We start from the raw sequence: 18,007 nt of genomic DNA, 5'->3' as shown, positions 1-18,007 counted from the left end.
CATCCGGGGGGTCTGGTCGCTTCCGCGACGTCGATCCGATTCGAGCGGTGCCCGCGGGCGCGGGCGTGCGGGGGTCGCTGATTCCCGCACGCCGGCCCGGTGCGGCGTGATCCCCTGGTGAGGGCGGGTGCCGGGCGTCACCCTCCCGGCAAAGCTATTGTCATTAGCTTTTCGGCTAGCTAAGCTAGCTTCATGACCGACGCCCGGAGCAGCACCCACCCACCGACCCGCTACCTGCACCGCCCCCAGGGCCGCGTCGCCTACGACCTGCAGGGCGACGGCCCGCTGGTGGTGCTCGTCCCCGGCATGGCGGAGCTGCGCTCGTCCTACCGGTTCCTCGCCCCCGCCCTGGTCGCCGCCGGTTACACGGTGGCCACCACCGACCTGCGCGGCCACGGCGACAGCGACACCACCTTCACCTCCTACGGCGACCCCGAAACCGCCTCCGACATCAGCGCCCTGATCGACGAACTCGGCCGACCGGCCGTCATCGTGGGCAACTCGCTGGCCGCCGGCGCCGGCGTCATCGTCGCCGCCGAGCACCCCGGGAAGGTCCGCGGACTCGTCCTCGTCGGGCCCTTCGTCCGCAACCCCCGGCAGCCCCCCGGCATGCGGAGCCTCTTCCGCCTGCTGACGTCCCCGCTCTGGGTGGCCGCCGTCTGGAAGGCCTACCTGCCCACCCTCTACGCCGGCACCAAACCGGCCGACTTCGCCGAGTACCGGGCGGCCGTCGTCGCCAAGCTCCGCCAGCCCGGCTACGGCACGGCGTTCTCCCGCACCGCACGGCAGACCGACCACCGGCCCGCCGAGGCACGACTGGCCGACGTGGACACCCCGGTGCTGGTCGTCATGGGGGAACGCGACCCCGACTTCACGGACCCGGCGGCCGAGGCGGCCTGGATCGGCGAGACCCTGCGCGGCGAGGTGGTCATGGTGCCCGACGCCGGCCACTACCCGCAGTCCCAGCAGCCCGAACGGACCACCGGCGCGGTGCTCGACTTCCTCACCCGGATCAGCACCCGTGCCTAGGGCCGGCCTCACTACCGACGCGGTCGTCGCACGCGGCGCGTACCTGCTCGAAGCGCACCCGCACGACGAACTCACCCTCGCCGCGCTCGCCGAGAGCCTCGGCGTCCGCGTCCCGTCGCTCTACAAGCACATCGACGGCCTCCCGGGACTCCGCCGGGGCATCATGCTCCGCGCCAAGGCGAACCTGTCGACGACGCTCGCCGAGGCGTGCGTCGGCCGGGCCCGCGACGACGCGGTCCGCAGCCTCGCCACCGCCTACCGCAGGTGGGCGCAGCAGAACCCGGCGCAGTACCCGATGACCGTCCGGGCGCCCGCCCCCGACGACGCCGAGGACCGGCGGGTGAGCGACGCCGCCGTCCAGGTGGTCTACCGCGTGCTCGCCGGCTACCGGCTGCTCGGCGACGACGCGGTCGACGCCACCCGGCTGCTGCGCACGGTCATCCACGGCTTCGTCAGCCTGGAGACCGCCGGCGCGTTCGCGCTCGCCGCCGACCTGGAACGCAGCTACGACCGGGCCGTCGACAGCGTCGTGTCCGCCCTCGAGAACTGGAAGGGCCGGTGACCGCCGCGCCCGCCCGCACCGCACCACCGGCCACCCCGGTGCCCGTCCTCTACCGCGTCGAGGGCGCGGCCGTCGCCGCCGCGGCCGTCGTCCTCGTCGTGCTGACGGGCTTCGCCTGGTGGTGGCTGTTCGCCCTGTTCCTCGTCTTCGACCTGTCGATGCTCGGCTACGCCGTCGACCACCGCGTCGGCGCGATCGTCTACAACCTGGGGCACACCTACGTCGCCCCGTTCGTCCTGCTCGCCGGGTACGGCCTCGCGCACGCCCTCGACGCGACCGGGTGGACGCCGCTGGCGCTCGTGGCCGCCTGCTGGTTCTTCCACATCGGCGTGGACCGGGCACTCGACTTCGGGCCGCGCCCGCTGCGCTGACCCCCGCCACCCGCACCGCACCCACGCCCACCCAGGGTCACCCCACCGACGACACGCTGCGTCGACCTGCGCGACGGTGTCCCCGTCGTCCGCGAGGATGGCCGACGGGAGGCGGGCGTCCCCGCCGACGCCCGCCGACCGGGCAGGCCCGCACACACGGGCGTCGCGGGTGCGGCGTCCCGCCGAGGGGAGCAAGGGTGACACTGTCGGACAGGCTCGCGCCGGAGGCCGGGCGGCTCCGGCTCGGCGACGAGCTGAGCGTCAACCGGCTGGGCTTCGGCACCATGCAACTGCCCGGCCCCGGCTCCTTCGGCCCCCCGGACGACCACGCGGGCGCGCTGGCGGTGCTGCGCCGGGCGGTCGAGCTGGGGGTCAACTACCTCGACACCAGCGACTTCTACGGCCCGCACGTGGCCAACGACCTGATCCGCGAGGCCCTGCACCCGTACCCCGACGACCTGGTCATCGGCACCAAGATCGGGGTGGAGCGCGACAGGTGGGGCGACTTCGTGCCCGCCGGGGCGCCCGACCAGCTGCGCCGGCAGGTGCAGGAGAACCTGCGCCGGTTGGGCCGGGACCGGCTGGAGCTGGTCTACCTGCGCGTCGGCGGGGACGGGCTGCTGCGGCCGGGCGACGTCCGGTTCTCCGAGTCGTTCGCGATGATGGTGCGGCTACGCGACGAGGGCCTGATCGGCGGCGTCGGGCTCAGCGGCGTCACCGTCAAGCAGCTCGACCAGGCGCGGTCGACGATCCCGATCGCGGCCGTGCAGAACCGCTTCCACCTGCTCGACCGGGAGTGCCACGACGTGCTGCGGCGGTGCGCCGAGGAGGACATCGCCTTCGTGCCGTACTTCCCGCTGGGGGCGGGGCTGCTCGGTGCCCGGCACGGGCGGCCGCCGCTGCCGTTCGGGCCCGACTTCAGCGCCGCGCAACGGCGTACCGTCGACGGGGTCGCCGACCGGCACGGCGCGACCCGAGCGCAGGTCGCGATCGCCTGGCTGCTGGCCTACTCGCCGACGGTGCTGGTCATTCCCGGCACCAGCTCGGTGCGGCACCTGGAGGAGAACATGGCCGCCACCCGGCTGCGGCTGACCCCGGCGGACCGGGCCGCGCTCGACGCGCTGGCCTGACCCGGACGATCCACCGCCGGGTGCCCCGCAGGGGGGTACGGGGCACCCGGCGGTGGCTCAGGCGGCGCAGCCCGCGAGCGCCGGGGTGGGGGCGGGCGCACCGGGCAGGCCGAGGAACAGCCGGGTGCAGTCGATGAGGAACTGCGGGTTCTCCTCCGGAACCCAGTGGCCCGAGTCCGGTACGACGACCTGCCGCACGTCGGTGCCGACCTGCCGGTAGGAGGCGGCGACGCCGGGGCCGAAGGAGAACGCCGCGCCCATCGCCACCACCGGCAGGGTCACCGGCTTGACCGGGGCCTGCGCCCGGTTGTCGGCGATGTCGGTGTTGAAGGCGCGGTAGTACTCGTAGCCGGCCGTCCGGTCGGCCGGGTCCCGGTAGGCGCGGTAGTAGACCGGCCGGTCGATCGTGTCGTGCTGGGACGAGAAGTCGAAGATCCGGTCCAGGTAGACCGGGACGTCGTCGTTGTCGATGAGCAGCTCGGGCGTCGGCGCCGGGGTGGCGTTGAACAGGAAGTGCCAGCTGCGGCTGTACAGGTCCTCCAGGCCGAAGCCCGACAACGCGGTCTCGATCACGATGACCCGGGACACGTCGGCCGGGTAGTCCCGCGCCCACGGGTAGGCCACCAGCGCCCCGACGTCGTGGCCGATCAGGTCGACCCGGCCGAGGCCAAGCTGCTGGGTCGCCGCGTGCAGCCGACGGGCCGTGGTGGCCTTGTCGTACCCGCCGGCCGGCGCGGCGGAGTCACCCAGGCCGGGCAGGTCGAACGCGACGACCGTCCGGCCGGCGCGCAGCGGGGGCAGCACCGGTCGCCACGCCTGCCAGGTCTGCGGCCAGCCGTGCAGCAACACCAGCGCCGGCCCGCTCCCGCCCCGGACGTAGTGCAGCCTGGTCCCCTCGACCTCGACGAAGCCGTGCCGGAAGCCGGCGGGCAGGGCCCGGTCGGCGGTCCCGGCCGGGCCGGGCGGACCGGCGACCGCGTTGGGGGCGGCCACCAGCAGGAGCACGAGTCCGGCCACGGCGGCGACGACCCGACGCCACGGGTGGCGGCGCGGCACCGGGGCACCGGGAGAGACGGACGTTCGCGGGAAGCGGCGCACGAGGAGTCCTTTCGTCCGGGTCAGCACTGTCAGGTGACGCGGGGGGCGGCGGCCGGGGCGGAAGCCGACCCGCCCGTACCGGGACGCCGGTGGCCCGGCGGGGTCGCCGACGGCCGCCCCGCAACGCGTCGTGCGACGACCGATGGGATTCGCGCCGTCGCACCATGTCACCATTCCCCGGCGCGTAGACCACGTCAATGGTCGATGTTGCGCACGTTACGAGACGACAGGCTGACACCCGTACACCTAAAGTCAGAACATGGCGACCGACAGTGCGGTGGTGGTCGGCGCGAGCATCGGCGGGTTGCTGGCCGCCCGCGCCCTCAGCGAGACCTACGGCCGGGTCACCCTGGTCGACCGCGATCCCCTGCCCGAGCAGGCCGCCAGCCGCCGCGGGGTGCCGCAGGGCCGGCAACTGCACGTGCTGCTGGACCGGGGACGGCAGGTGCTGGAGGACCTACTGCCCGGGATCACCGGGGAGCTGACCGCGCTCGGCGCGCCCCTGGTGGACCTGCACGGTCAGGTGCGCTGGTACAACGACGGCTACCGGATGCGGCCGACGACGTCCGGGCTACGGGCGATCGGGGTGAGCCGTCCCCTGCTGGAACAGGTCGTCCGCAACCGGGTGACCGCGCTGCCGGGGGTGACCGCACTGCCCGGACACGAGGTGACCGACCTGGTCGGCACGCCCGACCGGCGACGGGTGACCGGCGTACGGGTGCACCGCCGGGCCGACGGCCCCTCGGCCACCCGCGAACTCTCCGCCGATCTGGTGGTCGACGCCGGCGGGCGGGGCACCCGGAGTCCGGTGTGGCTGGCCGGGCTCGGCTACCGGCCCGCGCCGCAGGAACAGGTGGACGTCGGACTCACCTACGTGACCCGGCTCTACCAGCGGGAACCGCAGCAGCTCGACGGGCTGCTCGGCGTGCTCACCAACGCGGTGCCCGGCTTTACCCGGGGCGGCATCGTGGCGGTGCAGGAGCAGGGCCGGTTCGCGGTGGCCCTCAGCGGGATGTTCGGCGAGGAACCACCGCTCGACGACGCCGGCCTGCTCGCCTATGCCGCGAGCCTGCCGGCGCCGGAGATCGGCGCGCTGCTGCGGCAGGCCCGCCCGCTCGGCGCGCCGGCCCGGATGCGCTTCCCGGCCAGCGTCCGCCGCCGCTACGAGCGGCTGCGCCGGTTCCCCGCCGGATACCTGGTCTTCGGTGACGCGTTGTGCAGCTTCAACCCGATCTACGGGCAGGGCATCACCGCCGCCGCGTTGCAGGCGGTGGAGCTGGCCCGGCTGCTGCCCGCCGGGCCGCACGGGTTGGCCCGGCGGTTCTTCCGGCGCGCCGCCCGGGTGATCGACATGCCGTGGTCCATCGCGGTCGGCACCGACCTGCGGTTCCCCGAGGTCCCCGGCCCCCGGTCGTTGCGGGTCCGGCTGACCAACGCCTACGTGCACCGGCTGCACGCCGCCGCCACCGCCGACCCGGCGCTCGGTGCGGCGTTCCTGCGGGTGCTCAACCTGGTCGACCCGCCGCGCCGGTTGCTCGTCCCACCGGTCGTGGCGCGGGTGCTGACCGGGTCGCGGGCGGCACCCCGGCCGGCTGACCGGCCCGCCGAAGTCAGCACGCAAGGATAAGACCGCACCGGTACGCCTCGGCATGCTGTGAGCGGGCAGCGGTCGCTGCCCGGCGGGTGCAACGGCGTACGGCGTCACCCGTCAGGGCCCGGGGCCCGAGGGCCGGGCGCCCTGCCGGGTCGGGTCGCCGTCCGGTCGGCCGTGGGCCCGCCCGGACCGGCAGAGACGAGGCACGATGGCCCTGCGAGAAAGCCCCGAGTCCCCCACCCCCCGCCGGCCGGTGTCGCCGGCGCCGGTGGAGCTGGCCTCACCGGCACCCACCCGGCACGGCACCGCCGCGCTGGTCAGCGCCGCCGCCGGCGTGCTGCTGGCGGTGCTCTGGTCGTTCGAGTTCGTCGACTCGGTCATCGGTGACACGGTGGCCAACAACCTGCTCGGCCACGACGCGAAGGCGACGGCGATCGGCGGCACCGGGGCGGGCCTGCTGTTCGCCTTCGTCTCCGGGTTCGCCGGCACCTTCACCGCCTGCAACATCGCGATGGTCGCCTCGGTCGGGCCGTTGAGCCAGGCGGGGGCGTCGAACCGGCTGCGTCACCACCTGCGGTCGCTGCTGCGGCCGGTGGGCTGGTTGGCGCTGGGGATGGTCGCGGTCTCCGCGACGTACGGCGCGGTGGGGGTGCTGATCGGCGACGGCCTGCCGCAGCTGTCCACCGACACCGTCGGCGGCATGCCGGTCCGGCTGATCCAGTCGTCGGTGGTCTTCGGGGTGATCGGCCTGGTGCTGGCCCTGCTCGGGCTCAGCGCCCTCGGCTTGGTGCCCGACGTGTTCGCCCGCCGGCCGGTGGCCCGGGTGGTGCTGATCGGGGCGCTGATCGGCGGTTTCCTGATCGGGCGGCCGTACCCGCTGTTCAACAAGCTGTTCCACTGGGCGGTGGAGACCGGCAACCCGGTGTACGGGGCTGCGGCGTTCACCCTCCAGTCGCTGGGCAACATCGTCATCGTGACGCTGCTCTTCGTCGTCGTCGTGCTGGTCACCCGGGGTGGTTTCCTGCGCTGGATGACCGACCCGGCCCGCTCGGCGCTGGTCACCGGCACCCTGTTGGTCGCCCTCGGCGTGTTCACCGTCGTCTACTGGGACCTGCGGGTGCCGTCGATCTTCGGCGTCGGCTGGTTCCCCACCATGCCCTACAACTGACCCGCCCCCGCCCTTCCCCTCCCCCCGCGCCGACCCGCGCCCGCCGCAGACCCCGTTGATCAAGAGGTTTGCGTCACCGATGATCTTCCGGTTGACGCAAACCTCTTGATCGACCCCCTCGGACGGGGGTGGGGAGGGTGGGGGTGGGGTGGGGCGGGGGTTAGGCGGGTGGGGCGGCGACGCTGGCGCGGTGGACCAGGGTCGGGGCGATGGTGTGCCGCTCCACCACCCCCGGGCCGGCCTCGATCTGCCGCAGCAGCATCGCCAGGCCGGCACGGGCCACCGCGTCGAAGTCGGGCCGTACGGTGGTCAACGGCGGGATGAAGTACGCCGCCTCCGGCACGTCGTCGAAGCCGACCACGCTGATCTCCTCCGGCACCCGACGCCCGCGCTCGCTCAACGCCCGCAGCACCCCCAGCGCCAGGTGGTCGTTGGCCGCGAAGATCGCCGTCACCTCCGGCATCCGGGCCAGCATCTGCCCGCAGCGGTAGCCGGACGCCGCGCTCCAGTCGGCGGACAGCACCGGCGGCACCTCCGCGCCGGCCGCCCGCAGCGCCGCCCGCCAGCCCTCGACCCGGCCGGCGCTGTCGAACCAGTCCGCCGGGCCGGAGACGTGCCACACCGTGCGGTGCCCGGCGTCCAGCAGGTGTCGGGTGGCCAGCCCGGCCCCGGCCGCCTGGTCGACGGTGACCAGCGCCGCCTCCCGGGCCGGGTCGCCGTCGACGGTGACCAGCGGCACGCCGTGCGGCAGGTGGTCGAGCGCCTCGTCGGCGGAGGCCACCGGGGCGATCACCACGATGCCGGCGACCCGGTGGTCGAGGTGCCGCTCCACGGCTGCGGAGATGGACCGCCGGTCGAGGGTGCTGACGCTGCCCACGCTGACCGCGAACCCGGCCGACGCGGCGGCCTGTTCCAGGGCGGCCAGCAGCGACGCCGGCCCGTAGAGGGTGCTGTTCTGGGCGACCACCCCGATCAGCTGGGAGCGGCCGGTGACCAGTGCCCGCGCGGCGCGGTTCGGTCGGTAGCCCAGCTCGGCGATCGCCGCGCGCACCCGGACCCGGGTCTGTTCCCGTACGTTCGGGTGGTCGTTGAGCACCCGGGAGACCGTCTGGTGGGAGACTCCCGCGAGGCGGGCTACGTCCGTCATCGCAGGACCACGCATGGGGCCATTATCCACCGGGGCGGCCCCGCCGGACGCCGGTGTCCACGCCGCCCGGGGACCGGAAGTTCCGGTGCGACGGGCCGCCTTGCCAAGCCGGGGACGGGCTAACGATACTCATGGATGTTCCTGAGCCGGACACGATCGAGCGCCGGGCAGCCTCGATCGGCAGAGCTGTGTGTCCGCGATCCTCCGGAGGAACCCGTCCCATGAGACCCAGGATCAAACTGTTCGGCACCGCCCTGGTCGCCGCCGCGCTCACCGCGCTGGCCGCGATCGCCGCCCCCACCCCCGCCTCGGCGGCGACGCTGACCCAGGTGACCAACTTCGGGGCCAACCCGAGCAACCTCCAGATGTACCTGTACGTGCCGAACACCGTGGCGGCCCGGCCGGGCCTGCTGGTGGCGGTGCACTACTGCACCGGCAGCGGCCCGGCGTTCTATTCCGGCACCCAGTACGCGGCCCTGGCAGACCGGTACGGCTACATCGTCATCTACCCGTCGGTGACCCGCAGCAGCAAGTGCTTCGACGTCTCCTCCCCGCAGGCGCTGCGCCGCGACGGGGGCAGCGACCCGGTGGGCATCAAGTCGATGGTCGACTACGTCCGCTCCCGGTACGCCGTCGACCCGAACCGGATCTTCGCCACCGGCACCTCGTCCGGGGCGATGATGACCAACGTGCTGCTCGGCGACTACCCGGACGTGTTCGCCGCGGGCGCGGCCTTCGCCGGGGTGCCGTTCGGCTGCTTCGCCACCACCGACGGCTCGGAGTGGAACAGCCAGTGCGCCAACGGGCAGGTCACCAAGACCGCGCAGCAGTGGGGCGACCTGGTCCGCAACGCCTACCCGGGGTACACCGGCAAGCGGCCCCGGATGCAGCTGTGGCACGGCACCAACGACGAGACGCTGCGCTACCCGAACTTCGGCGAGGAGGTCAAGCAGTGGACGAACGTCCAGGGGCTGGGCCAGACGCCGACGTTCACCGACACCCCGCAGGCCGGCTACACCCGCACCCGGTACGGCGGTAGCGGCGGCACCGCGCCGGTCGAGGCGATCAGCATGCAGGGCGTCACGCACAACCTGCCGGTCGACGCCGCCCAGGCGATCCGCTTCTTCGGCCTGGACGCCCCGCCGACCACCACCCCGCCCCCCACCACGACGCCGCCGCCCACCACCACTCCGCCGCCCACCACCACTCCGCCGCCGACCACCCCGCCGCCCACGACGACGCCGCCGGTGCCGACCACCACGCCGCCGACGCCGTTCCCGCCCACGCCCACCACGCCGGGTCCGGGGGCCGAGTGCCGGATCGCCTACACCGTGAACGCCTGGAACACCGGCCTGACCACCGCGATCACGATCACCACCCTCAGGGACACCGGGGTCAACGGCTGGAGCCTGGCGTTCACCCTCCCCGCCGGGCAGACCATCACCAGCGGTTGGAACGCGACCTACTCGCCGACCAGTGGAGCGGTCACCGCCAGCAACGTCTCCTACAACGGCTCGATCCCGCCGGGCGGCTCAGTCAGCATCGGATTCCAGGCCAACCACACCGGCAACACCGCGAAACCGGCCTCCTTCACCCTCAACGGCTCGCCCTGCGCGGTCGTCTGACGGCACCCACAGGCGGTGATCAAGAGCTTTGCGTCATCCCGATCGGCTCTCATGACGCAAACCTCTTGATCACCGCCGCTCCCCCGATCCGTCCGACCGGGCGGTCCGGTTGCCGCGCGGACGGGTGGGGGTGGGGTGGTTCGGTGGATGTGGGGGTGCGGGCGGATCGATAGGGTGACGGTGACGGGGGGTCGCCTGGGGTCGCGGGCCGGGGTCGCCGGCCGCGCCGCAACGGGCGGGGTGTGCAGCCCGGTGGACCAGCCGCAAGCCGACCGCGCCGTCGTCACCACCGGTCGTCCACAAGGGAGCGTCTATGCGTCTGACTCTATCGATGAAACTGGTGCGCCGCCGGTTGCCCGCGTTCGCTCTCGGCCTGGGCGCGGTCACGCTCGTCGCCACCCCGGCCGCCGCCGTGCCGGCGGCCGGCCACCCGGCGACCTCCGCCACGGGCGTCGCCGCCACGGCCGCCCGGCCCTCGGCCGCCCGCGCGACGGGCTGGACGCCGGTGCCGGGCACGGCGCAGGCCCGGTCCGCGCCGGCCACCGCCACCTACGGCGGCGACCTGCACGTCTTCGTGCAGGGTCCGGACGGGCAGGTGCGGGTCGACCGGTACGACACCAACACCGACGCCTGGTCCGGCTGGTCCACCGTCCCCGGTGACGCCATGGCGACCTCGGCACCGGCGGCGGCCGTCTACGGCGGGGAACTGCACCTGTTCGTGCAGTCCGACCAGAAGGTCCGCACCAACCGGTACGCCCTGGACACCGGCGCCTGGTCCGGCTGGAGCACGGTCCCCGGCACCACGTCCGCGTCGTCGGCCCCGTCCGCCACCGTCTACGGCGGTGACCTGCACCTGTTCGTCCGGGGCGCGAACGGCAAGGTCCGTACCAACCGGTACACGCTGGGCACCGCCGCCTGGTCCGGCTGGGCCACCCTCGCCGGCCCGACCGGCGCCAACTCGGCCCCGTCCGCCGCCATCTACGGCGGTGACCTGCACGTCTTCGTCCGGGGCACGAACGGCAACGTGCGCACCAACCGGTACTCGCTGGCCACCGGGGCCTGGTCGGGGTGGAGCGACGTGCCCGGCGCCGCACGCGCGGCGTCCGCGCCGGCCGCCCTGGTCTACGGCGGCGGGCTGCACGTCTTCGTCCGCACCGGCGGCGACGACCTGCGCACCGCCTGGTACCTCCAGGACTCCGGCGCGTGGACGGGTTGGAGCACGATCGACGGCCCCGGCCCGACGATCTCCGCCCCGGCGGGAAGCGTCTACGGCGGTCTGGTCCGGTTGTTCGTCCGGGGCGCCGACGACGAGGTCTACCAGGGCCAGCCCTGACGGTTGCCGCTGCGACGCCGCCCCGTCCACCGACCCGGTGGGCGGGGCGGCGTCGCGTCGCGGCCGGACGGTGGCGGCTAGAGTCCGGGGCGTGGATGCGCAGGGGCGACGGGCGGTCGTGGTGGGCAACAGCGACGGTGTCGGGCTGGCCCTCACCCGGCGACTGGTGGCGGCCGGCTGGACCGTCGCCGGACTGTCCCGCAGCGGCAGCGACCTGACCGCCCCCGGCTACTCCCACCACGTCGCCGACGTCACCGGCGACACCTACCGCGAGGTGCTGGCCGGGGCGGTCGACCGGCTCGGCGGGGTGGACGTGTGCGTCTACGCGGCGGGGGTCGGTGAGTTCTTCGACCTCGGCGACCTGGCGGCGCAGACCAGGGCGCTGGAGGTCAACCTGATCGGTGCGGCGCGCACCGTGGAGGTGGTCGTGCCGGCGATGGTGGCCGGGGGCGGCGGTCACCTCGTGGGCCTGTCCAGCCTCGCCGACGTCGCCCCGTCGGCCCAGGCCCCCGGGTACGCCGCCGCCAAGGCGGGATTGACGTCGTACCTGGTCGGGCTGCGGGGCGCGCTGCGCCCGCACGGGGTGCGGGTGACCGTCGTCCGGTTCGGGTTCGTCGACACCAAGATGGCGAAGTCGCCGGTCAAGCCCATGCTGCTCAGCGTGGAGCGGGCCGCCGACGTGGTGCACGACTGCCTGCGTACCCGGCCGGCGGTCGTCTCCCGGCCCCGCCGGATGGCCGCGGTGGTGCGGGCGGCCGGGGTCGCGGCGAGGGTGGCCGCCCGGCGGTGAGCCGTACCGGCCGGCGGGGTGGTCCGTGGGGCCGCCTTGAATTCGTCACGATCGTCGTGGGATTCTGATGCGTCGATGACTTGCCGCGCGTGGGGCTGACAGTCGTCCAGGGCAACCGGGAACCGCTGGGTTTCCGGGGGACGGCGACAAGCACGACGGAACGACGCCAGCACTCCCGTCCATCAGTCCCGCCCGCCGTCTCGACGCCCTCGTGGGCGACGCAACCCCGACCGGCCGGGCGATGTGCTGTGGTGACCCCCGAAGGAACCCCGTATGAACAGAGATTCCGCCCCACCGTCGCGCCCGTCGCGTCGCGGCCCGGGGCGCTGGACGGCGCTCGCCGCGAGCCTGCTGCTCGCCACCGGTGGGCTCGCCGTGGCCGGCTCGTCGCCCGCCGACGCGGCGGCGGACCCGGTGGCGGTGACCGTCAACGCCAACGCCGGGCTGGCCACCGTGCCGGACACCGCGCTGGGCGTCAACCATGCCATCTGGGACTCCCAGCTCGGCACGGCCGAGACGTCGGACCTGCTCAAGGCCGCCGGTGTGCGGATGATGCGCTACCCGGGCGGCTCGTACGCCGACATCTACCACTGGCGCGACCACACCGCACCCGGCGGGTACGTCGCCCCGAACACCGACTTCGACACCTTCATGGCCGCCGCCCGGCGGGTCGGCGCCCAGCCGATGATCATCGCGAACTACGGCACCGGCACCCCCGCCGAGGCCGCCGACTGGGTGCGCTACGCCAACGTCACCAAGGGGTACGGCGCGAAGTGGTGGACGGTCGGCAACGAGAACTACGGCAACGGCCACTACGGCTCGGCCTGGGAGGCCGACGACCACCCCGACAAGAGCGCCAGCCAGTACGCCCGGCTGGTGGTCGACTACGCCGACGCGATGAAGGCGGTCGACCCCACGATCAAGGTCGGCGCGGTGCTGACCATGCCGGGCAACTGGCCGGACGGGATCACCGCCGGCAGTGACCCGGGCCCGTGGAACCGGACCGTGCTCTCCATCGCCGGCCCGAAGATCGACTTCGTGGACGTGCACTGGTACCCGGGTGGCACCGCCGCCGAGTCGCTGGCCCGGACCGCCCACATCGACGAGGCGGCCCACCTGCTGCGCGACCAGCTCACCCGGTACGCCGGCCCGAACGCCGCCCGGATCGGCATCAGCTTCACCGAGCTGAACGTCGGCACCGGGCAGAACACCCAGCCGGGCGCGCTGTTCCTCGCCGACGCCTACAGCGACCTGCTGGAGAACGGCGTCTTCACGGTCCAGTGGTGGAACGTGCACAACGGCATCGGCACCGTCACCGAGGTGGCCGGGCAGACCGACTACGGCGACTTCGGGCTGCTGTCCAGCGGCGGGTGCACCGCCGACAACACGGTCTGCGAGCCGCCGCTGAACACCCCGTTCGCCCCGTACCACGGGCTGTCGATGATGAACCTGTTCGCCCGGCCGGGTGACCAGTTCGTCCGGGCGGCCACCGACCAGCCGCTGGTCACCGCGCACGCCGTGCGGCGGGCCGACGGGGATCTCGCGGTGCTGCTGGTCAACAAGGACCCGGACAACGCCCACCCGGTGACCATCGACTACGCCGGTTTCACCCCGTCGGGTGCCGCCCCGACGACGTACTCGCTGACCAACGGGGCGTCCGGCGTGGTCACCGGCCAGTCCGGCAGCGCCGGCAGCCGGACGCTGCCGGCGTACTCGCTGACCACGCTGGTGCTGCGGCCCGCGTCCCCGGTCACCGCGCACCCCGCCCCGCCGGGGCAGCCCACCGCGAGCGGGGTGACCGACCGGTCGGCGACGATCTCCTGGTCGCCGGCCCCGCCGAAGGGCGCCCCGATCGCCAAGTACGAGGTGTACCGGCAGAACGGCACGGTCAGCGAGCAGCTCGGCGAGACGGCGGGCACCTCGTTCACCGTGGACAACCTCGTCCCCGGCACCCGGTACACGCTCAACGTGCTGACCCGGGACACGGCCGGGAAGGTCTCCTGGTCGTCGTCGCCGGTCACCTTCACCACCGCCGGCCCGGCCGGGAGCAGCTGCACCGTCCGGCTCACCACCGCCAGTGACTGGGGCAACGGCTGGGTCGGCAACGTCGAGATCGTCAACAACGGGGCGAACCCCGTCGACGGCTGGACGCTGACCTGGAGCTGGCCGACCGGTTGGCAGCAGGTGAGCAGCGGTTGGAACGCCACCTGGACCCAGACCGGGCGTACCGTGACGGTCGCCAGCACCGACGACAACCGGCGGATCGCCGCCGGTGGCAGCACCACCGCCGGTTTCGTCGGTTCCTACGGCGGCCCGAACGTCCCGCCCACCGGTTTCGTGCTCAACGGCACCCCCTGCACCGTGGGGTGACCGGGGCCGGGTGGCCGTCGGCGCAGCGGTGCTGCGGCGGCGGCCACCCGGGGGTCGGTCAGAGACCGGCCGCGTGGGCGGCGGGGGTGCCACCGACCACCGGAAGAACGATCTTGCTGCTCTTCAGGGCGACCTTGATGTTCGCGGCGGTGGTGTCCGCCTGGCTGGAGTACTGCGGGTAGCTGGCCACGATGATCACGCCGATCCGGTGGCCCGGCTTGAACACGTAGTCCTCCGGCAGCAGCGGGAAGGTGAAGTTGTACGACTCCCCCACCACCAGCGGCACGGCCGTGCGGATCGACTGCCGGTTCTGGGCGTCCATGATGCCCTTGGTGACCAGCTCGTAGTCGGCCGTGGCGACCCGCTTGGCGGTCTGCTTGTAGCAGCCGTCGTCGGTCGGGCTGTTCAGCCCCCAGCAGTCCTCGGTGGCCAGGGTGATGATGCCCTCGCCGGAGGCCCGGTGCGCCACCCGCTCGTCGGTGCCGTAGTCGACCAGGATCGCCCCGAAGTTGGTGTCGGTCTGGTCGGCCGAGGCCCGCAGCTGCACCGTCGGCGTGCCCGAGATGTGCAGGGGCGCGGTCAGCGGCGCGGACAGGAACGCCAGCCGGTTCGGCTGCACCGTGTCCGGGTTGAGGATCATGGTGTTCTGGGTCTGGGTACGGCTGTCCTGGAACGCGCCGGTCGCCGGCTTGGCCGTCGGCACCAGCTTCAGGCCGCCCGCGCCGGTGGTGCCGGGCTGGAGGAACACCTCGGTGTCGGCCTTGCCGGGAATCGGCCAGTCGGCGTGGGTCTCCCACACGTCGGCGGCCCGCTCCAGGTCGACCCGGGGTTCGTCCATGATGCCGTTGGCGATCCCGTGCAGCCAGAAGTCGAACCACCGGTGCAGGGTGGACACCCACACCGCGCGCCGCGAGTCGAACGGGTCGACGTGCCCCTCCTGGGAGAGCCACAGCTTGCGCTGGATGTTGTTCTCCGCCAGGGCGTACCAGAACTTGCTGAAGTGGTCCGCGCGGACGTTGTCGTCGTTGAGACCGTGGTAAAGCAGCACGCTGGCGGTCATGTTGGGGACCTTCTTGACGTAGCTGCGCTCGTTCCAGAAGGCGGTGTAGTCGCCGGTCTCGTCGCCGTCGGCGGCGGCCATCGCGTCCCGCACCGGCTTGCAGTACTCCCGCCGCTCCGGGTTGGTGACCGTGTTGGCCAGCGACGCCACGTAGCTGTTGCCCCGGGTGACCACCCCGTTGCTGCGCACGTAGTCGTAGTACTCGGTGGGGCCGCTGATCGGCACCACCGTGGTCAGGCCCTTGACGCCGGTCACCGCCGTCGCCATCGCCAGCGAGCCGTCGTACGACTTGCCGATCATGCCCGACTTGCCGTTGTGCCAGTCGGCGGTGACCACCTGGCCCGCCGCGTTACGCGCGGTGGCCCGGCCGTTGAGCCAGTTGATCGCCTGCTTGGCGCTGAGATTGTCCTGGTTGGCGTTGGTGGTGGGGCAGCCGGTGGAGTTGTTGGTGCCCACCATGTCCAGCAGGATCACCGCGTAGCCGCGCGGCACGAAGTAGTTGTCGTAGAACAGCGGCCACTTGTCGAGCAGGCCGTCGCCGTCCAGGTCGGCCTTGCATTCGGACTCGTTGCCCCGGCAGACCGTCGAGTAGTAGGGGCTGGCGTCCATGATGACCGGCACCTTGAGCCCGTTCGCGGTGGCCGCCGGTCGCATCAGGTCGAACGCGATGATGTCGCGCAGGCCGTCGTTGTCGCTGTCGAAGGTGGAGTCGATGAACAGGCGTTCCCGGATGGCGTCGGCGTAGCCGAACACCGGCTGGGTGACCCCGTCCTGGACCACGATCGCCGGTCCGTCCGCCGCCGCCACCGCCCGTGGCGCCGCGCCCAGGGCGGCGAGCAGCACCGCGGACAGTACGGCCGCCCCGGCGCGAAGGGGCGTTCCCATTGCAGCCATGCAGTCTCCTTGAGTGTCCCGAGACCCGGCACGCTATGGGCCGACCGACCGGCACCACCACCTGCACCTGTAGGAACTTTGCCCACCCCGCCCCGACGACGTCGCCCCGGCGACACCGCCCCGGCGACGCCCGACGGGCGGCGGCGGTGGGCCCGCCGGTCAGTCCCGGTAGCCCCACTGCCGCAGCGGCTTGTCCAGCACCCGTTCCACGGCGGCGAGCTGCGCGTGGCCCAACTCCTCGTGGTAGGCGGCCTGCCGCCCGGCGTGGAACCGGTAGCGCCCGAAACCCCTCTCGAACGCCGGTGACCAGTCCAGGCCGAGGAAGTCGAGCATCCGGGCCACCTCGGCACGCGGGTCGGCGAGCAGGTCCTCGTAGCGCACGTCGAGCCACTGCCCCTCGGGGTGCGCGGCGCGGGCCTCGGCGAAGGAGTCCATCAGCAGCTTCCAGCCCAGCGCGGCGAGCACCGGGAACGACCTGTCGTACTCCTCCCACTCCCGGTGCAGGTCGGTCGGCAGCGGCCCGAGGAACCAGTTCTCCGGCCCCCGCCAGCCGTCCCACCAGCCCATCTGGAGCCAGGAGTTGGTCACCGCCCGGCCGTCGCGCACCACGTTGACCACCCGCAGCTCCGGGTAACCGGCCCGCAGGAACCCCGTCCTCGGCCAGCCCGTCACGTGGTGCAGCAGCAGCCGACAGCCCTGCCGGGCGACCCGGGCGTCGAAGAAGGCCCGCAGCCGCCGCCGCAGGTACGGGGTGAGATCGTCGGCGGTCAGGTCCCGGCACGGCCGGGAGAAACCGGCCACCACGTGCCGGTCCAGCAGGTGGTACGCCTCCGACGGGGCGACCCGCAGCCGGCCCTTCTCCAGCAGCCGGCGGCTGTGCCGCAGCGACGTCATGCCCGCCGGGCGGGGCGCCGAGCGCCGGTACAGCGGGCCGTTGAGCCGGCCGGCCAGGTTGAGCCGGGACAGCTTGTCGTCGACCCCCGAGACGAACCCGACCCCCGGATGCCGGGACAACAGCTCCTGCACCAGGGTCGACCCGCACCGCCCGGTGCCCACCACCACCGCCAACATCGCTCAGCCCTCCTCGTGCCGGGCCGGCCCCGACCGCCCGACGCCCACCGACCGTCCACCGGCCGCCGCCGGCCCACCCCGCGCGGGCCGCCCCGCCCCGGCCGGTGCCGGGCCACCACGCCGCCACAGGTAGCCGAACCGCCGCAGCCCCGGCGCGGTCAGCGCGGTGACCAGCGCGTACGACCAGCGGGACAGGTCCCGCCGCCACTGCACGTCGGCGGTGATCGGCACCGGGCCGGTCCGGTGCCGCGACGGGTTGCCGGCCACCGAGTGCGTCGGCGTCAGCCGGACCGTCGCCGGGCCGGTGAACGGGCCGCCGTCGGGGTCCACCCCGGCGAACGCGGCGATCCGGCGCAGCGTCGCCTCCGGGTCGGCGGTCAGGTCCTCGTAGCGCACCCGCAGGTAACCCGTCGGGGCGCGGCCGGCCCACAGCCGGACGGTGACGGTGTTCCAGACCAGCCAGAGCAGGGCGGCCTTCCACACCGGTGGCCGGCTCATCAGCTCGGGGTCGGCGTCGCCGTCGAGGCCCCGGCGGCGACGCCAGGAGAACGCGGTGGCCCGGGGGTCGCGGACCAGGTGCAGCACCCGCAGCTCGATGCCGGGCAGCGCGTCGACCAGCGCGCCGTACGGGGGCAGCTTCGACGAGTCGACCACCACCCGGGCCCCGGTGTGCCGGGCCACGGCCGCGTACAGGTCGGCCAGCGCCGGGTCGTCCGGGTGCGCGGACACCGGCCGGACGCCGCGCCGGTGCCGGCGCAGCAACGC

General features: G+C 73.6%; 15 protein-coding genes. 10 read left to right on the top strand and 5 right to left on the bottom strand.

Going from position 1 to position 18,007, the window contains the following annotated elements; all coding sequences use genetic code 11:
• Nucleotides 1–192: 192 nt before the first annotated feature.
• The 4 genes from H1A17_RS17420 to H1A17_RS17405 all read left to right on the top strand — a co-directional run bounded on the left by H1A17_RS17420 (nt 193) and on the right by H1A17_RS17405 (nt 3,092).
• Entirely contained in the window at nt 193–1,029 is an 837-nt protein-coding gene (locus H1A17_RS17420; RefSeq protein WP_194822349.1) for an alpha/beta fold hydrolase, read from the top strand.
• Nucleotides 1,022–1,591, top strand: a complete 570-nt coding sequence (locus H1A17_RS17415; RefSeq protein WP_194822348.1) for a TetR/AcrR family transcriptional regulator — start codon at nt 1,022–1,024, stop codon at nt 1,589–1,591. The genes H1A17_RS17420 and H1A17_RS17415 overlap by 8 nt, the downstream gene beginning before the upstream one ends.
• Entirely contained in the window at nt 1,588–1,962 is a 375-nt protein-coding gene (locus H1A17_RS17410) for a DUF4260 family protein (RefSeq protein WP_145919641.1), read from the top strand. The genes H1A17_RS17415 and H1A17_RS17410 overlap by 4 nt, the downstream gene beginning before the upstream one ends.
• 197 nt (nt 1,963–2,159) lie before the next feature.
• Nucleotides 2,160–3,092, top strand: coding sequence for an aldo/keto reductase (locus H1A17_RS17405; protein ID WP_309236791.1), 933 nt, complete (start codon nt 2,160–2,162; stop codon nt 3,090–3,092).
• Between the two features lie 57 nt (nt 3,093–3,149).
• Here H1A17_RS17405 and H1A17_RS17400 read toward each other — a convergent pair whose 3' ends face one another.
• A complete protein-coding gene (locus H1A17_RS17400; protein ID WP_309236790.1) occupies nt 3,150–4,148 on the bottom strand; it encodes an alpha/beta hydrolase in 999 nt (332 codons plus the stop codon).
• A gap of 301 nt (nt 4,149–4,449) precedes the next feature.
• On the opposite strand from H1A17_RS17400, the gene H1A17_RS17395 reads away from it, so the two are divergent.
• Both H1A17_RS17395 and H1A17_RS17390 read left to right on the top strand, forming a co-directional pair.
• On the top strand, nt 4,450–5,817 hold the full coding sequence (locus H1A17_RS17395; protein ID WP_194822347.1) for an NAD(P)/FAD-dependent oxidoreductase: 1,368 nt from the start codon (nt 4,450–4,452) through the stop codon (nt 5,815–5,817).
• A gap of 175 nt (nt 5,818–5,992) precedes the next feature.
• Entirely contained in the window at nt 5,993–6,952 is a 960-nt protein-coding gene (locus H1A17_RS17390; protein ID WP_145919639.1) for a hypothetical protein, read from the top strand.
• 160 nt (nt 6,953–7,112) lie between these two features.
• Here the strand turns inward: H1A17_RS17390 and H1A17_RS17385 are convergent, their stop codons facing one another.
• On the bottom strand, nt 7,113–8,099 hold the full coding sequence (locus H1A17_RS17385; protein WP_205789462.1) for a LacI family DNA-binding transcriptional regulator: 987 nt from the start codon (nt 8,097–8,099) through the stop codon (nt 7,113–7,115).
• 221 nt (nt 8,100–8,320) lie between these two features.
• Between H1A17_RS17385 and H1A17_RS17380 the strand changes: the two genes are divergently transcribed.
• From H1A17_RS17380 to H1A17_RS17365, 4 genes are all read left to right on the top strand, one after another.
• Nucleotides 8,321–9,724, top strand: coding sequence for a PHB depolymerase family esterase (locus H1A17_RS17380; protein WP_194822346.1), 1,404 nt, complete (start codon nt 8,321–8,323; stop codon nt 9,722–9,724).
• A gap of 313 nt (nt 9,725–10,037) precedes the next feature.
• Nucleotides 10,038–11,057, top strand: coding sequence for a hypothetical protein (locus H1A17_RS17375; protein WP_194822345.1), 1,020 nt, complete (start codon nt 10,038–10,040; stop codon nt 11,055–11,057).
• Nucleotides 11,058–11,148: 91 nt separating this feature from the next.
• Entirely contained in the window at nt 11,149–11,847 is a 699-nt protein-coding gene (locus H1A17_RS17370) for an SDR family oxidoreductase (RefSeq protein WP_145919635.1), read from the top strand.
• A gap of 273 nt (nt 11,848–12,120) precedes the next feature.
• A complete protein-coding gene (locus H1A17_RS17365) occupies nt 12,121–14,217 on the top strand; it encodes a cellulose binding domain-containing protein (protein ID WP_194822344.1) in 2,097 nt (698 codons plus the stop codon).
• 58 nt (nt 14,218–14,275) lie between these two features.
• Here the strand turns inward: H1A17_RS17365 and H1A17_RS17360 are convergent, their stop codons facing one another.
• From H1A17_RS17360 to H1A17_RS35310, 3 genes are all read right to left on the bottom strand, one after another.
• Complete coding sequence (locus H1A17_RS17360) at nt 14,276–16,171, bottom strand: CocE/NonD family hydrolase (RefSeq protein WP_228543724.1); 1,896 nt, start codon at nt 16,169–16,171, stop codon at nt 14,276–14,278.
• A gap of 159 nt (nt 16,172–16,330) precedes the next feature.
• A complete protein-coding gene (locus H1A17_RS17355) occupies nt 16,331–17,242 on the bottom strand; it encodes a sulfotransferase (protein ID WP_194822343.1) in 912 nt (303 codons plus the stop codon).
• Between the two features lie 3 nt (nt 17,243–17,245).
• Nucleotides 17,246–18,007: sulfotransferase (locus tag H1A17_RS35310; RefSeq protein WP_194822342.1), on the bottom strand; the 762-nt coding region annotated here is incomplete at its 5' end.

It is taken from the genome of Micromonospora sp. S-DT3-3-22, assembly GCF_015354745.1.
Classification (GTDB): domain Bacteria; phylum Actinomycetota; class Actinomycetes; order Mycobacteriales; family Micromonosporaceae; genus Micromonospora; species Micromonospora wenchangensis.
This window is presented reverse-complemented; position numbering and strand designations above follow the sequence as displayed.

Coding starts and splice junctions, on each gene's coding strand:
- H1A17_RS17420 (WP_194822349.1), top strand. CDS start 193: ATGACCGACGCCCGGAGCAGCACCCACCCACCGACCCGCTACCTGCAC.
- H1A17_RS17395 (WP_194822347.1), top strand. CDS start 4,450: ATGGCGACCGACAGTGCGGTGGTGGTCGGCGCGAGCATCGGCGGGTTG.
- H1A17_RS17390 (WP_145919639.1), top strand. CDS start 5,993: ATGGCCCTGCGAGAAAGCCCCGAGTCCCCCACCCCCCGCCGGCCGGTG.
- H1A17_RS17385 (WP_205789462.1), bottom strand. CDS start 8,099: ATGACGGACGTAGCCCGCCTCGCGGGAGTCTCCCACCAGACGGTCTCC.
- H1A17_RS17380 (WP_194822346.1), top strand. CDS start 8,321: ATGAGACCCAGGATCAAACTGTTCGGCACCGCCCTGGTCGCCGCCGCG.
- H1A17_RS17375 (WP_194822345.1), top strand. CDS start 10,038: ATGCGTCTGACTCTATCGATGAAACTGGTGCGCCGCCGGTTGCCCGCG.
- H1A17_RS17365 (WP_194822344.1), top strand. CDS start 12,121: ATGAACAGAGATTCCGCCCCACCGTCGCGCCCGTCGCGTCGCGGCCCG.
- H1A17_RS17360 (WP_228543724.1), bottom strand. CDS start 16,171: ATGGCTGCAATGGGAACGCCCCTTCGCGCCGGGGCGGCCGTACTGTCC.
- H1A17_RS17355 (WP_194822343.1), bottom strand. CDS start 17,242: ATGTTGGCGGTGGTGGTGGGCACCGGGCGGTGCGGGTCGACCCTGGTG.